A 13,404-nucleotide genomic window follows, 5' to 3' on the forward strand; every position below is an offset into this window, starting at 1 on the left:
ACTAGTTTGCAACCTCACTCATAAACTTAATACGATACAGTCGTAATTCTTCGTCATCGTAATCTCCATCGAATTCCTCAATGGCGTCATCAATCTTATCGCTTTCAGACTCCATAAAATACTCATGAATCTCTTCTTGCTGATCTTCGTCTAAAATCTCATCAATCCAATAACTAATATTTAATTTTGTACCTGAAAAGACAATAGATTCCATCTCTTTAATAAAAGCAGGCATTTCCATGCCTTTAGAAGATGCAATATCACTTAACGGTAATTTTCTATCAACGTTTTGTATAATGTATAATTTAATAGCTGAATTTGTTCCTGTTGATTTTACAACCATATCATCTGGTCGCATAATATCATTTTCTTCAACATAGTCGGCAATCAGTCCAACAAAATCCTTTCCATATTTTTTTGCTTTACTCTCACCAACACCATGCACATTAGATAATTCCTGAACTGAGATTGGATATTTTAAAGCCATATCCTCTAAAGAAGGATCTTGAAAAATAACAAATGGAGGTACTCCAAGTCGTTTAGCATTGCGCTTACGTAAATCCTTAAGCATTGTCATGAGTTTTTCATCTGCTGCTGCTCCGCCACCTTTTGAGTTTGTTATAATGCCATCATTAGATGTTTCATCAAACACATGGTCTTCTGCCATCATAAAAGATTGTGGCTTATCCATATAGCTTCTACCGCTATCACTTAACCTTAAAACTCCATAGGTCTCAATATCTTTCTTTAGATAACCAGCAACGAGAATTTGACGAATTAACGCCATCCAATATCTAGCTTCTTTATTTTTACCAACACCAAAAAAGGGCTGTGTATCAGTTTTGTGAGATGAAATAAGTGCATTAGCATTACCAACCAATACTTGTACTAAATCTTTGGACTTATATTTTTCATTGGTCTTACTTACAGTATCTAAAAGAGTTTGAACTTCACTTTTAGCTTCAACTTGCTTTTTAGGGTTACGAACATTATCATCCATATCACCACCTTCACCAGTTGCATTGTCAAATTCTTCACCAAAGTAATGCAAGATAAATTTTCGTCGTGACACAGAAGTTTCAGCAAATGCTACCACTTCTTGTAGCAACGCATGACCAATCTCTTGCTCAGCAACAGGTTTACCAGACATAAACTTTTCGAGCTTCTCAATGTCCTTATAAGCATAGTATGCCAGACAATGACCTTCTCCTCCATCTCGTCCTGCGCGTCCTGTTTCTTGATAATAGCTTTCTATACTCTTAGGAATATCGTGATGAATTACAAAACGAACATCAGGTTTATCAATTCCCATTCCAAAAGCTATTGTAGCAACAACTACATCTGTATCTTCCATTAAGAACATATCTTGATGCTTTACTCTTGTTTTGGCGTCTAATCCAGCATGGTAAGGCACTGCCTTAACTCCATTTACTTGAAGTACTTGTGCTAACTCTTCTACTCGCTTACGACTTAAACAATACACAATACCAGATTTGCCTTCGTTCTGTTTTACAAAACGAATAATATCTGCATCTACATTCTTAGTTTTTGGTCGTACTTCGTAATATAAATTTGGTCTATTAAAGGATGCTTTAAACGTTACTGCTTTTGGCATGCCTAAACTTTTCAGAATATCTTCTTGTACTTTTGGAGTTGCAGTTGCCGTAAGACCCACAATCGGAATATTATCACCAATGCGTTTTATAATGTGTCGTAAATTTCTGTATTCTGGTCTAAAATCATGTCCCCATTCGCTAATACAATGCGCTTCATCTACAGCCATGAATGAAATTTTGACTGTTCTTAAAAACTCAACATATTCCTCTTTAGTTAACGATTCTGGTGCTACATAAAGTAATTTCGTAATACCATTTGTAATGTCATCTTTTACACGTTTAACTTCAGTTTTATTTAAAGAAGAGTTTAATACATGTGCAACTCCTTCGTTATCAGAAACTGCTCTAATGGCATCAACTTGATTTTTCATTAGAGCAATTAGTGGAGATACTACGATTGCTGTACCTTCTTTAATAATAGCTGGCAACTGATAACACAACGATTTACCACCTCCTGTTGGCATAATAACAAACGTATTGTTGCCTGCAACTACGTTTTCTATAACTTCTTCTTGAAGCCCTTTGAATTGTGAAAAACCAAAGTACTTTTTTAGTGAAGCATGTAAGTCAATTTCTGCAATACTCATTAATCCCTATTAGTATTTTATATACATTTGCAATAAGCTTAAAGATAACAATTTCTTTAAATCTAAAAAACTCAATAAATAATAAGTTTTGAACACAAAACAATCTATTTTAAGTACTGCAAAAACTACCATAAAATTAGAGAGTGAATCTATAGCCAATTTATCAAAATTACTGACTAATGATTTTGCTGAGGCTACAGAATTAATATATAATTCTAAAGGTCGTGTTATCATAACTGGTATAGGAAAGAGTGCTATTATTGCAAACAAAATAGTAGCAACTTTAAATTCTACTGGGACTCCAGCAATTTTCATGCATGCTGCCGATGCTATTCATGGCGATCTAGGATTAATACTAAAAGATGATGTTGTTATTTGTATTTCTAAAAGTGGAAATACACCAGAAATTAAAGTTTTAGTACCGCTTATTAAGAATGCGGAAAACAAAATGATTGCTATAACTGGTAATAAAGATTCATTTCTTGGTCAACAAGCCGACTATATATTAAATGCTTATGTTGAGCAAGAGGCTTGTCCTAATAATTTGGCACCAACAACAAGTACAACTGCACAATTAGTCTTAGGAGATGCTTTAGCTGTTTGTCTTTTAGAACTAAGAGGCTTCTCTAGTAAAGATTTTGCAAAATACCATCCTGGAGGAGCACTTGGAAAACGCTTGTATCTTAGAGTAAGTGACTTGTCTTCTCAAAATAAAAAACCACAAGTCCATTTAGAAAGTAGTTTAAAAGAAGTTATTGTAGAAATTACTGAAAAAAGACTAGGTGTCACTGCTGTTGTTGAGAGTGAAAAAATTATAGGTATTATTACTGATGGAGATTTAAGGAGAATGTTAAGTAAAAGTGATGACATTACTGACTTAAAAGCTAAAGATATTATGAGCACCAATCCAAGACGTATTGCTGATGATGCCATGGCAGTTGATGCTAAAGAAGTGATGGAAGAGTTTAATATTACTCAACTGGTTGTAGAGCATGATGGTAAATATGTTGGTATAGTTCATCTTCACGATTTAATAAAAGAAGGCATTATATAATGGCAAAAAAGGGTATTGACGAAATGTCTTTCTTAGACCATCTTGAAGAATTAAGATGGCATTTAATACGTGCAACGTTAGGAATTGTTATTGCAGCATCTGTAGCTGCTATATTTTATAAATTTATTTTCGATGTTATAATTTTTGGACCTACTAGAATGAGCTTTCCAACATATGAAGGTTTATGTAAAGTTTCGGAATTTTTAGGCATAAATGACACTACTTTTTGTGCAGAAGAATTTCCTTTTATAATACAGAATAGAACCGTTGCTGGTCAGTTTTCAGCCCATGTTTGGACTTCTATTTATGCTGGCTTTATTGTTTCGTTTCCTTATGTTCTCTATCAATTGTGGAGTTTTATAAGTCCTGGTTTAAAATCTTCTGAGCGTAAAAATTCTAGAGGATTTATAATTATTGCCTCAATTCTGTTTTTTATAGGAGTGTTATTTGGCTATTATATAGTTACACCTTTATCACTTAATTTTTTAGCAAACTATCAAATTAGTGTACAAATAGAGAATGAATTTGATGCTAGTTCTGTTATCGCATTAGTGCGTTCATCGTCTATAGCCTCTGGTTTCGTTTTTGAGTTACCTATAATCATATACTTCTTAACAAAGATCGGTATTGTTACTCCTCAATTTTTAAGGAAATATAGAAAATATGCCTTGGTTATAGTTCTAATTTTATCTGCTATAATTACACCACCAGATATAGCAAGTCAAGTTATTGTTGCTATTCCTATCTTAATATTATATCAAATAAGTATTTATATTTCTGCTGTTGTGGTTAGAAATCAAAAAAGAAAAGAAAAAAATGTCTGATATTGTTAAAGAATTTAATGACTATAGAGCTAAAATGAATGATAAAATTTTAGCGGATAACAATAAAGTTATCAAACGAATTTTTAATCTGGACACCAATGCATTTCAAGAAGGAGCTTTAGACAAGAAAACAAAAGAGCTTCTAGGCTTAGTAGCTTCTACTGTTTTGCGTTGTGATGATTGTGTAAAATATCACTTAGAATCTTCTTATAAAGAAGGTCTTAATAAAGCTGAAATTAGTGAAGCTTTAGGTATTGCAACATTAATAGGTGGAACTATTGTAATTCCTCATTTAAGACGTGCTCATGAGTATTGGGAAGCTCTAGAAAACCAAGGTTAAACTTTTAATAAAACTTTGCTACAAGTCACCAAATCTATATGATTTTGTTATTTTTAGCGTTCTTAAAATTCATATGAAATTACGAGCTGAGCATTTAATGAAGGCCTACAGTGGTCGAAAAGTAGTAAAGGATGTTTCTTTGGAGGTTAACCAAGGAGAAATCGTTGGTTTGCTTGGTCCTAATGGTGCTGGTAAAACGACCTCATTCTATATGATTGTTGGTATTATTAAACCCAATGGTGGTAATATCTACTTAGACGATACAAATATTACTAAATACCCAATGTACAAACGTGCTCAAAATGGTATTGGTTATTTAGCTCAAGAAGCTTCAGTTTTTAGAAAACTAAGTATTGAAGATAACATTCTCAGTGTATTACAGCTAACTAAATTAAGTAAGAAGCAGCAGCAAGAAAAAATGGAGTCTCTTATTGAAGAATTTGGCTTGGGACACATTAGAACTAATCGTGGTGATTTACTTTCTGGTGGTGAACGACGACGTACAGAAATTGCACGTGCTCTTGCCACTGACCCAAATTTCATTTTGTTAGATGAGCCATTTGCTGGTGTTGACCCAGTTGCTGTTGAAGATATTCAGCGTATCATTGCCAAATTGACCAAAAAGAATATTGGGATTCTAATTACTGATCATAATGTACAAGAAACGCTTGCTATAACCGATAGAACATACTTAATGTTTGAAGGTGGCATCTTAAAAGCTGGTAAACCTGAAGAATTAGCAAGTGATGAAATGGTACGTAAAGTGTATTTAGGACAGAATTTTGAACTTCGAAAAAAGAAATTAGAGTTTTAAAAGTTCATTAATTACTTCAATCTTTTCATTATCCTAAAAACTGCAAAAATCATTAGAGTTTGAATCACTAAATTCAATGTCCAAAATAAAAGTGTTACAATAATACCTTCACCTGCGTAAAAAGGTAAGTTCTTATTTACCATACTTAGTGGTAAACTAATAATAGAAATAACTGTCGAAGTTATTGAAGAAAGTGAGCTGTTAGCGTTATGAAGTAAGATATCTGCAATCGCAATAACAAACTGAATTAAAAGTAAAATAAAAAATATCTTTAAAAACAGCTTAATTTTTTTCTTTTTCATTTTTATAGCTTTTTAGTATAAAACGCTTGTGTACACGAAGTTAATATTTATTGATTATTGTATCCATTATTTAAGTTGAACAGCAATAAAGATGGATAAAAGTTATTTACTCTTTATTATTAGCTATTTCTTCTTTAATCAATTTCTTTTGATAACGTCCTTGTACTATATCTACTATAACTAAAACAACAATTACAAAATAGAATGTTGTTTTGCTCATTGGTACAATTTCATTACCAAATATTTTTAAGTGTGCTAAATGTCCTCCTTCAGTCACTAACATAATACCTACTATAAACAGAATAAATAGGCCAAGCACCTCATACATTCTATTTTTAGCTAAGAAAACAGAGATTTTATCTGCCATTAATAACATTAATAAACCACTAACTACAATAGCTATTGCCATGACAATAAAAGCAGTAGTAGAATTTTCTATTTCGCTAGTAAGACCTATTGCTGCTAATATAGAATCGAAAGAAAAAACTAAATTCATTATAACTATACTTGTTATAGCGGCATTAGCAGATTTACTGCGCTTAGATTTACCATCCTCAACATCGTGATTTAAATCGTGGGTAGAAATCATATGCCAAATCTCTTTAATAGCAGTATATATAATAAAGCCACCACCTATTAAAACAATGATACTATGACCATTGAATGAAAAATCAAGGACATCTTCAATATGACCTGTTAAAAATGAAAAAGGTTCTTGGAAGTATTCAATAACTGATACTAAAACAAATAGCAAGACAATCCTAAGTACAATGGCAATGAGAATACCAGTTTTCCTTACACGCTTCTGATCTGCCTCAGGTGCTTTTTTAGACTCCAAGGAAATATATAAGAGATTATCAAATCCTAAAACAGCTTGTAGCATTACAAGCATTAATAATGTGAAAATAATTTCAGCCATGGTCTATTTCAAATTTGTTAGTTAAGTTATATTATTTCTATCTAGCAGTGATAATATGATGTATAATACAATAATCAAAGGGATTGCCGCAAAGTGTAAGACAACGAATGCAACTATACTTAGTATTAAAAAAATATAGCGCGTTGCATTACTTTTAAAGCTCCAATCTTTAAATTTTAAAGCAAACAGTTTTATAGGAGAATTCAATAGGTAACAGCTTATTAATGTTAAACCAATTAGAAACCATTTATTAATAATTATAGAGTTTATTAAATCATTATTTTGATATTCTAATATCAATGGTAGCGAGAGAATCAGTAATGTATTTGCTGGTACTGGTAAGCCTTTAAAAAAGGCTTGCTGATCTTCGTCCAAATTAAATTTAGCTAAGCGGTAGGCAGAAGCTAAAGGGATTAACAGACCAATTAAAGGTAATATTGACAGTTTAAATCCTTGCCAATGCATTACAGTATTCCAGTTATCATTATAAGTTGAATAGTCAGGTGCATCAATAGTTAATGAAATAAGTTTAAACATTATAACACCAGGTACAACACCACTAGTTATCAAATCTGCTAATGAATCTAATTGAATTCCAAGTGGACTCTGCACATTAAGTTTTCGTGCCAAAAAACCATCAAAAAAATCAAAAAATATACCTAAGAAAACAAAAATCGCTGCAGTGACGAAATTTCCATATACAGCAAATATTAAAGCGATGCATCCAGAAAATAAATTTAAAAGTGTAACCGCATTGGGAATATGTCGTTTTAAACTCATGAATTTAATTTCTGTAAAAATATAAAAGTATTTGAGTTAATAGCATTTACCCTTTGAAATAATAGTAGCTATGAACAATAAGAATAGACTTTATCAGTTAAATAGATAGAAAAATATTGTGCATCTTTGTAAAAAATTTTGCTGTTGAAAAATTACTATGTAATTCTCTTAACACTTGCTACGCTCTGCGTTTCAGCCCAAACTACAAGAAAGTATTCTAATGAATTTATGAATATTGGTGTTGATGCTGCTGCATTGGGTATGAGTAATGCTGTTGTATCACAAACTGCTGATGTGAATTCTGGATATTGGAATCCGGCAGGATTAGTACATCTAGAAGAAAATCAACTTGCCTTAATGCACTCAAGTTACTTTGCAAATATTGCCAATTATAACTATCTCGCCTATGCAATGCCGTTAGATGATAAAAGTGCAGTTGGCTTATCACTAATTAGATTTGGGGTTGATGATATTTTAGACACAACTCAATTAATTGATGACCAAGGCAATATAAATTATGATAGAATAAGTACATTCTCAACGGCAGATTACGGATTAACATTTTCTTATGCTCGAAAGTTACCTTTAGATGGTCTAAATTTTGGGGTTAACGCAAAAATTATTCGAAGAATTATTGGTGATTTTGCTTCATCTTGGGGCTTTGGACTTGATGCTGGAATTCAATTTGAAGGTGAAAATGGTTGGAAGTTTGGATTAATGGCAAGAGATATCACAACAACTTATAATGCTTGGTCTATAGATGAGGATAAATTCGCTCAAATTAGTGGAGCTGTTGATGGAGAAAACCAAGAATTACCTGAAACAACTGAAATCACTATTCCAAAGTTACAATTTGGTATGTCTAAAGAATGGGTTTTTAATTATGACTACACTTTTTTAGCTGCTGCTAACTTAAATATGCGCTTTGTTGAAAACAATGACATAATATCTACATCTTTTGCAAGTATTAATCCTGCATTGGGTTTTGAATTTGGTTATACTGATTTGGTATTTTTAAGAGCTGGTGTTGGTAATTTTCAGAATGAAATTCAAATTGATGATTCTGAGCAAGTTACATTTCAGCCTAATTTTGGTGTAGGTTTTAAATACAAAGGTATTCACATTGATTATGCTTTTACGGACATAGGAGACCAGAGCGCAGCTTTATATTCTAATGTATTCTCTTTAAAAATTGACTTTAGTGTCTTCAGATAGTAATGCTTATGAAACTAAAACTATCATTTATCGCGTTACTTTTCAGCTTTTATGCTTTAGCTCAAAATTATCAGTTATCTTCTGAAACAGAAGTATCAGTCATTACCATAGGTCCAGGGAATTCGTTAAATGATGCTTTTGGTCATAATGCTTTTAGGGTTAGAGACATTAAAAATGGAATTGATGTTGTTTACGGTTATGGTGAATACGATTTTGATGCACCTAATTTCTATTTAAAATTTGCACGGGGAAAATTAAACTATCTTATAAGTAGACATCCTTTTTCTGATTTTTATAACCATTACGAAAGACATAATAGAACTATAAAAGAGCAAGTTCTCAACCTCTCTTCTGAAGAAAAACAAAACTTGTTTAAATTTTTAGAAACAAACTACCTCCCTGATAACAGAAGATACCTCTATGATTTCTTCTATGATAATTGTGCAACAAGAATTAGAGATGTTTCTGAGAATGTAACAAAGAATGACTTCATATATAATTTACCTAAAGATTTTGAAACAAAGACTTTTAGAGGACTTATACATGAGCACGTCTCTCTAAATTCTTGGGGAAGTTTTGGTATTGATATAGCATTAGGCTCGGTCATAGATAAAGATGCTACAAATAATGAGTATATGTTTTTACCAAAATATATTCATACATTTTTTGAAAATGCTAAGTTTAATGATTCGCAAAACTTGGTGAAACGTTCCTCTTTAATTTATGAAAGAAAAGACGAAAAGACATCCACCAATTTTATATTTAGCCCATTAGTGATAATGTCTTTACTAGCCATATTAATTCTATTTATTACTTACAAAGATTTTAAAAATAAGACACGTACTAAATTGTTAGACATTCTATTGTTTGGATTCACAGGCATTATTGGAATTCTTCTATTATTACTCTGGTTCGCTACAGATCATTCTGCAACAGCTCATAATTATAATGTCTTGTGGGCAGTACCATTCAATCTTATTGTACTAGCTCAAATCGTAAAAAAACAATTTAAAAATTGGTTTAAAGGTTATCTTAAATTCTTAGTTATAATGCTTTGCTTACTAACTCTACACTGGATTATTGGAGTACAAATATTTGCAATTGGCATAATTCCATTACTTATTGCATTAATGGTTAGGTATCTATTTTTAATTAAATCATTTAATGCGCAATAATTACTGACCTCTGTAGTACAAAATAGTACTCAGCGTTTTTACAGTGATACTGAAATCTAAGAAGATACTTCGATGTTTAATATAGTAAAGATCGTATTGTAACTTTGTAAGACTATCATCAATAGAAGATCCATACCTTGTATTTACTTGAGCCCAACCCGTTAGTCCTGGTTTTATAATGTGCCTTGTTTCGTAAAATGGGATAATTCTAGATAATTCATTAACAAAAAATGGTCGTTCAGGTCTTGGACCGATAATACTCATTTCGCCTTTTAGTACATTATAAAATTGTGGTACTTCATCTAATCTTGAGCGTCTTAGAAATCGTCCAAACTTGGTAACTCTTTTATCATCTTTCTTGGCCCATTTGACACCATCCTTTTCGGCATTAACAACCATAGTTCTCAATTTAAGAATTCTAAATGGCTTACTGTTTTTCCCAACCCGCTCTTGAGAATAAAACAATGGTCCTTTATTTCCTAGCAAATTTCCTAGTAATATTAGCGGTAAAAAACTCATACCTATTAATAAACCTAAAATGCTAACTATTATATCAAATGCACGCTGAAAAAAAATATACAGCTTGTTCTCATTGCTTCTGCTAAAAGGAAAATATTTATAAAAATCTTTACCTACAAATTGAATAGGCACTCTCTGCAGCAACTCTTCATAGACCTGCGTATATTCTCTAATTTTAAAACCTCGTTCTAATAGCAACATTAAATTGTGATACACTTCAGCGATAATTGCCTCTGTGTTAAAACTTGCAACCAATACTTCAGATATTTTTTCAGTATCAATTATTTCTAAAAAACTCCTTGCCTCATATTCCTTTAAACCTTTGAATTTAACAGACTCTAAATTTGAGTCTTCGCTATTTATAAAACCAATAATTTTATAATTAGGATCTGATGCATCTAATGCCCTAACTAAGCCCTCAATATTAGAAACCTCACCAACCAATAGTACACGTTTATAAAAACGTGGTGACTCTATTAAATTTATATATATGAGTCTCCAAGCAAGAATAGAAATAATTATTACAAAATAGAAATAAACTATTTGTATGCGCTCTTCTGGTAAATAAGGTGATAAGACTGGAGTCAAAAGGTAAAACAAAACTACCGTGGAAGTGGTAATAACAACATTTCTAAAGGTGCTATCAAATCTACTCGCTTTTTGAAGATCATAAAGTTCGAAGATAGTACCGAAAATAGATATATATATACCTAGTAAAACTAACGCAACTGTATTATCTGTGCCAACTGAAATATATTCAAAATCAAAAAAAACATCTAAACAATATACCCCAAAAAAGACCATAACTAAATCTAAAATTCTAAGCAGAATCTTACGCTCAGAAACTTCAAAATGGATACCTTTTTTTTGCTTCATAGACAGGAATACCTAAGTTGTAAAGATAATAAGTACAAATGATTTTCAACTTTTATTTAAGACAAAAGCATTGCCCATTTAGATTTCACTATTTTCCAATCAAACTGTTCTGCTTTAATCCTTGCGATAGTTATTAATTTATCCTTGAGTATTCTATTATTTTTTAATTTGATGATTGCCTGGGTCATGGCATTTATATCTTTAGGTGGAACTAAAATAGCATCTTCTTTATCTGATACTAAAAATGGAATACCACCAACATTTGTCGAAACAATAGGTAAACCTAATGCCATAGCTTCAATGAGGGTTACTGGCATGTTATCAAAATCTGTGGTATTAATAAAAACATTATGATCTTTAGATAATTCTGTCCAATCTTGTTTTGAAAGTTTACCTGTAAAATTGACATCTAGATTTTTACTTTCCGCCAGAGCTTTAACTTTCTCTAATGAGCCATCTACATCTGGACCAATCATAGTGAGTTCAGTCTTATATCCTCTTTTTAACAAGTTTTCTAGAACAAGAATTGCCAATTGTGGATTGTATATTAAGGAGAATGATCTTACCCATAATAGTTTTATAACATCTATTTCTCTATTCTTGAAGTTATAGTTGTCAATATTTATGTTATTTGGAATATATAAAACATCAGTAAACCCATAAGATTTAAAAATAGACAACAAAAAACTAGATGGTGCTATTAATTTATGAGCATTCTTAAAAATTATTTTGCAAAACTTTGGGTTATTTTTAAGTCTATTTTCAAGTTTTCCTCCATGAAGAATAGGAATATAACTAAGTTTTAAAACTCTACAAATCTGACTAATTATCAATGCATAATAAAAATTTAAAGTACTGTATGTGTCTATTATGACATAGTCTGTTTCAGATTTATTTAGAGCTATTAACCTTATCATATCAAATAATCTATGCACCTTATTGGTTTTTTTAGATGCAATTTTAATTGAACATAATTCTCTTAATTGCTCGCTAAGAGTCTCAATTGTTGTTATTGTCTTTCCTTTACTAGATAAGGCGTTTCCTATGTACAGGACGTTTTTCATTTCTTAGATTTAAAAGCGCTAATGCATAAACAAAACCAGGTGCTGCAATCCGCATAGCTGAATGGTTTATTGTTGCAAACCAAAATACTAAAAAAGCGTAAAAGAAATAATTATTTCGGTTTCGAGATCTCATATCTAAAGGTTTAAAAATTAAGATTAACAAAATAAAAACCCCAAAAATACCATGCTCAGATAATAACCTACTTAGCTCATTATGAGTAGCCACAACTTTACCAAGAGTTTCAATTCTCCGCTCTTTCATACCACTTGCTCCAACGCCCAAAAATGGCTCTTCAACAAATCCTTCAAGTTCACCAAAAAATAAATCAACCCTTCCTGCAGAAACGTCTTTCTTTTCTTTTCCAGTTTTATCCTCATTAGAGTAGCGCTTATCTATTAATCCACTAGTTTGATTAGAACTTACCACCCAAATTACTGAAGAAGATGCTAAAAGTAGTAAAAATGATGTGATGATAATATTTTTTTGTCTTTTACTAGACCTAAAATACACAAACACTAAAAATGCAAAAAGCATCATTATAGCCGTTAAAACACCTCCCCTACTAAATGTGACTATTCCTCTAAATGACATTAAACCAAATAGTGTAACATTTATAATTTTTAAAAACAACGTTCTAGAATTAAGGAAATAATTAACACAAAACACAAACATACCTAAGCCTAAGGTTGTAGATACCTGATTGGGTCCAAAACCACCTGAAGCAGCAAAATTAGATTGAGTTCCACTTACAACGTCCTTAATACTTGGAGAGTAAATGAATAGATATGTTGTTAAAGTGATTACCGGTAGAGCCAAATACAATAGTATATCTAATATTTGCCTTTTATTAATTTTTTTGTCATAACAATATAGTGCAGAAACACCAAGACAAACAGGCCCACTTAATACAAACGCAACATTAGTTCTTAAGTTAGCATCTAAACCAATATAGGCAGAGGCAACAATAATAGATGGCACAAGGCATATAAGAAAAATAAAATAGGGATATGCTTTACTTGATACGCCATCATAGAACATCCCAAACAATATGAAAAATATTATAAAATACTTTGAAGATTCGTAAAAAATACCAGCACCCGTCATTCTAAAAATAACCTCAGCACCAACTAAATATGCACAGGCTTTTAATACTGTTGTTGACTTCTCATTCTTATGAACTACTATAATATTTATAAAAAAGTAAAGTAACACAGTGAAGAAGAATATTCTAGGAAAAACATTAACATAATAAAGTAATGCTCCTATAAAAACATGGAAAACAATTTTTAAAAGATATTTTATATCCACATCAACAGTA

13 protein-coding genes are annotated in these 13,404 nt (G+C 31.4%); 6 read left to right on the top strand and 7 right to left on the bottom strand.

The genetic code is table 11. The features are described from left to right. Position 1 precedes the first annotated feature (1 nt). Positions 2 to 2,203 carry a DNA helicase RecQ gene (recQ, locus tag WPG_RS00740; RefSeq protein WP_045468093.1) on the bottom strand — a complete coding sequence of 734 codons (2,202 nt, stop codon included), beginning with the start codon at positions 2,201 to 2,203 and terminating at the stop codon, positions 2 to 4. Between the two features lie 88 nt (positions 2,204 to 2,291). Here recQ and WPG_RS00745 point away from each other — a divergent pair, with 88 nt between their 5' ends. The 4 genes from WPG_RS00745 (at position 2,292) to lptB (ending at position 5,235) form a co-directional block, all read left to right on the top strand. Next, positions 2,292 to 3,257 carry an SIS domain-containing protein gene (locus tag WPG_RS00745; protein WP_045468096.1) on the top strand — a complete coding sequence of 322 codons (966 nt, stop codon included), beginning with the start codon at positions 2,292 to 2,294 and terminating at the stop codon, positions 3,255 to 3,257. After that, positions 3,257 to 4,081, top strand: coding sequence for a twin-arginine translocase subunit TatC (gene tatC / locus WPG_RS00750; protein ID WP_045468099.1), 825 nt, complete (start codon positions 3,257 to 3,259; stop codon positions 4,079 to 4,081). The genes WPG_RS00745 and tatC overlap by 1 nt, the downstream gene beginning before the upstream one ends. After that, positions 4,074 to 4,421 carry a carboxymuconolactone decarboxylase family protein gene (locus WPG_RS00755; RefSeq protein WP_045475001.1) on the top strand — a complete coding sequence of 116 codons (348 nt, stop codon included), beginning with the start codon at positions 4,074 to 4,076 and terminating at the stop codon, positions 4,419 to 4,421. The genes tatC and WPG_RS00755 overlap by 8 nt, the downstream gene beginning before the upstream one ends. Before the next feature lie 73 nt (positions 4,422 to 4,494). After that, on the top strand, positions 4,495 to 5,235 hold the full coding sequence (gene lptB, locus WPG_RS00760; protein WP_045468102.1) for an LPS export ABC transporter ATP-binding protein: 741 nt from the start codon (positions 4,495 to 4,497) through the stop codon (positions 5,233 to 5,235). An 11-nt stretch (positions 5,236 to 5,246) separates the two neighbouring features. Here the strand turns inward: lptB and WPG_RS00765 are convergent, their stop codons facing one another. The 3 genes from WPG_RS00765 to WPG_RS00775 form a co-directional block, all read right to left on the bottom strand. Next, positions 5,247 to 5,537: a hypothetical protein gene (locus WPG_RS00765; RefSeq protein WP_045468105.1), complete on the bottom strand. Its 291-nt coding sequence runs from the start codon at positions 5,535 to 5,537 to the stop codon at positions 5,247 to 5,249. A gap of 106 nt (positions 5,538 to 5,643) precedes the next feature. Continuing rightward, positions 5,644 to 6,456, bottom strand: coding sequence for a TerC family protein (locus tag WPG_RS00770; RefSeq protein WP_045468108.1), 813 nt, complete (start codon positions 6,454 to 6,456; stop codon positions 5,644 to 5,646). A gap of 21 nt (positions 6,457 to 6,477) precedes the next feature. Next, positions 6,478 to 7,236 (bottom strand): CDP-alcohol phosphatidyltransferase family protein, encoded by a 759-nt coding sequence (locus tag WPG_RS00775; protein ID WP_045468110.1) that lies wholly within the window; start codon positions 7,234 to 7,236, stop codon positions 6,478 to 6,480. Between the two features lie 144 nt (positions 7,237 to 7,380). Here WPG_RS00775 and WPG_RS00780 point away from each other — a divergent pair, with 144 nt between their 5' ends. Next, the gene (locus WPG_RS00780) at positions 7,381 to 8,451 is read left to right on the top strand and encodes a PorV/PorQ family protein (RefSeq protein WP_045468114.1); all 1,071 of its coding nucleotides are present in this window, start codon (positions 7,381 to 7,383) and stop codon (positions 8,449 to 8,451) included. Between the two features lie 8 nt (positions 8,452 to 8,459). After that, positions 8,460 to 9,626 (top strand): DUF4105 domain-containing protein, encoded by a 1,167-nt coding sequence (locus WPG_RS00785; RefSeq protein WP_045475003.1) that lies wholly within the window; start codon positions 8,460 to 8,462, stop codon positions 9,624 to 9,626. Here WPG_RS00785 and WPG_RS00790 read toward each other — a convergent pair whose 3' ends face one another. Genes WPG_RS00790 through WPG_RS00800 form a run of 3 tightly spaced genes read right to left on the bottom strand, consistent with a single transcriptional unit; the run spans position 9,627 to position 13,394 of the window. Continuing rightward, on the bottom strand, positions 9,627 to 11,021 hold the full coding sequence (locus tag WPG_RS00790; RefSeq protein ID WP_045468118.1) for a sugar transferase: 1,395 nt from the start codon (positions 11,019 to 11,021) through the stop codon (positions 9,627 to 9,629). A gap of 56 nt (positions 11,022 to 11,077) precedes the next feature. Next, positions 11,078 to 12,085, bottom strand: coding sequence for a glycosyltransferase family 4 protein (locus tag WPG_RS00795; protein WP_045468121.1), 1,008 nt, complete (start codon positions 12,083 to 12,085; stop codon positions 11,078 to 11,080). Continuing rightward, the gene (locus tag WPG_RS00800) at positions 12,048 to 13,394 is read right to left on the bottom strand and encodes an O-antigen ligase family protein (protein WP_045468125.1); all 1,347 of its coding nucleotides are present in this window, start codon (positions 13,392 to 13,394) and stop codon (positions 12,048 to 12,050) included. The genes WPG_RS00795 and WPG_RS00800 overlap by 38 nt, the downstream gene beginning before the upstream one ends. Between the last annotated feature and the right edge of the window lie 10 nt (positions 13,395 to 13,404).

The organism is Winogradskyella sp. PG-2 (genome assembly GCF_000828715.1).
In the GTDB taxonomy this organism is placed as follows: Bacteria; Bacteroidota; Bacteroidia; order Flavobacteriales; family Flavobacteriaceae; genus Winogradskyella.

Excerpts from the sequence above, each read along its gene's own strand:
- lptB (WP_045468102.1), top strand. The coding sequence starts at position 4,495 with ATGAAATTACGAGCTGAGCATTTAATGAAGGCCTACAGTGGTCGAAAA.
- WPG_RS00785 (WP_045475003.1), top strand. The coding sequence starts at position 8,460 with ATGAAACTAAAACTATCATTTATCGCGTTACTTTTCAGCTTTTATGCT.
- WPG_RS00765 (WP_045468105.1), bottom strand. The coding sequence starts at position 5,537 with ATGAAAAAGAAAAAAATTAAGCTGTTTTTAAAGATATTTTTTATTTTA.
- recQ (WP_045468093.1), bottom strand. The coding sequence starts at position 2,203 with ATGAGTATTGCAGAAATTGACTTACATGCTTCACTAAAAAAGTACTTT.
- WPG_RS00755 (WP_045475001.1), top strand. The coding sequence starts at position 4,074 with ATGTCTGATATTGTTAAAGAATTTAATGACTATAGAGCTAAAATGAAT.
- tatC (WP_045468099.1), top strand. The coding sequence starts at position 3,257 with ATGGCAAAAAAGGGTATTGACGAAATGTCTTTCTTAGACCATCTTGAA.
- WPG_RS00790 (WP_045468118.1), bottom strand. The coding sequence starts at position 11,021 with ATGAAGCAAAAAAAAGGTATCCATTTTGAAGTTTCTGAGCGTAAGATT.
- WPG_RS00795 (WP_045468121.1), bottom strand. The coding sequence starts at position 12,085 with ATGAAAAACGTCCTGTACATAGGAAACGCCTTATCTAGTAAAGGAAAG.
- WPG_RS00770 (WP_045468108.1), bottom strand. The coding sequence starts at position 6,456 with ATGGCTGAAATTATTTTCACATTATTAATGCTTGTAATGCTACAAGCT.
- WPG_RS00775 (WP_045468110.1), bottom strand. The coding sequence starts at position 7,236 with ATGAGTTTAAAACGACATATTCCCAATGCGGTTACACTTTTAAATTTA.